Raw genomic sequence first — 1215 nt, forward strand, 5'->3', positions numbered from 1 at the left:
GGTAGGTCTTCCTCTTCTTCTGTTGCATGACAGTCCCTCCTGCTGCGCTGGTTGTAGCAGCTTTTCGGACTGTTCACAAGAACGGGGCAGCATCATAGTTCGACAAGAGTTGGCATAGTGTCTCCTTTAAGTAGTTTGGACAACAATGGTAAAGGTATAAGTCCAACCTGTCAACATAGTGATATTCCTGTGGTAGTTAAAGGCACTTGTATTTGCCGTTAGTTTCGACTAAGTTGTGGTTCACAACTGCAACACCCTGGGAAAAAGATACACAGATGCAGGCAACAAAAATATCTTTTGTATCCGTTTCAGAGGAGGTCCCTTGTCTTTGGCCGTTGTAGCCTATCAAATTCTGATAGCCGGGATCATTGTAGCTTCAAGTTTTTTTGGCGGGTTCATAGGACTTTTCCTCGCTGTTGTCCTCACTTGTGCCTGGACAACTACTCACATCTTTATGCCTTGGCTGATGTTTACTCAGTTCGGTACCATCATGGTTTTTGGTTTGGCATGTCTTGGTGTGCTGATAATGGCGAGGCTAGAAAGCTACACGGGCCGGAAAGAAGCGGAAGGTAAAAAATGGAACTTTATGGTGATCATCGCTCGGATTAATAGATGGTGTCCTGGAGGAACCTTCCTTGTCCTTTTTAAGTACGGCTACCCTACCTTCTTGGCGTGGTTTATTTTCGACGCCACTATGGATAGGTCAGGACATAAGAATTGGGTTGTGTTTAAGGCCATCTTTTACTGGATAGTGAAGCCTCCTACATGGTTAAACTGAAAGAAAAAGCCGGAAGAACAGGCCAACTCTGGGGGCGGGCCTGCCGTTTCCGTCCTGATGCTGTGCTGCATTCATGTAGAATTTCCTGCCCGAATACCACCTAGCAGCGCCTCCTGCCTGTTCCTCACATCGCGCTCCACCACTTGGCGGGTCAAATCCACAATCAATGAGCGTGTAGTCGTTGGCCAGCCGATAGTGAGCCTGCATCCGCTCATCGACTCTCCGCGCAACGATGCCGGCGGCCTTCATCCCGGAGAGGTGGCGCGAGGCATTTGACCGTTCCAGTTCGACCGCTTTCACGATGTCCGTAACCGGGCGCTCCCCGTCCCGGAGTGCCGCGATGATCGCGGCGCGTGTCAAGCTAGTTGTCGCCTGACCTATGCAGCGTTGACAGTTTTATTTTCTTCTTCGAGGACGACTTTGGTCACTACTGCCTC

Annotated in this window: 2 protein-coding genes; one reads left to right on the forward strand and one right to left on the reverse strand. The window is 49.8% G+C overall.

Annotated elements, in window-relative coordinates:
- Positions 1-322: 322 nt before the first annotated feature.
- The gene (locus K419_RS0118910) at positions 323-778 is read left to right on the forward strand and encodes a hypothetical protein (RefSeq protein WP_026842907.1); all 456 of its coding nucleotides are present in this window, start codon (positions 323-325) and stop codon (positions 776-778) included.
- Here K419_RS0118910 and K419_RS22485 read toward each other — a convergent pair.
- Entirely contained in the window at positions 770-1138 is a 369-nt protein-coding gene (locus tag K419_RS22485; protein WP_035497615.1) for an ArsR/SmtB family transcription factor, read from the reverse strand. The two genes, K419_RS0118910 and K419_RS22485, sit on opposite strands and share 9 nt — an antisense overlap.
- Between the last annotated feature and the right edge of the window lie 77 nt (positions 1139-1215).

Origin of the sequence: Citrifermentans bremense R1 (assembly GCF_000426865.1) — a bacterium.
Classification (GTDB): Bacteria; Desulfobacterota; Desulfuromonadia; order Geobacterales; family Geobacteraceae; genus Geomonas; species Geomonas bremensis.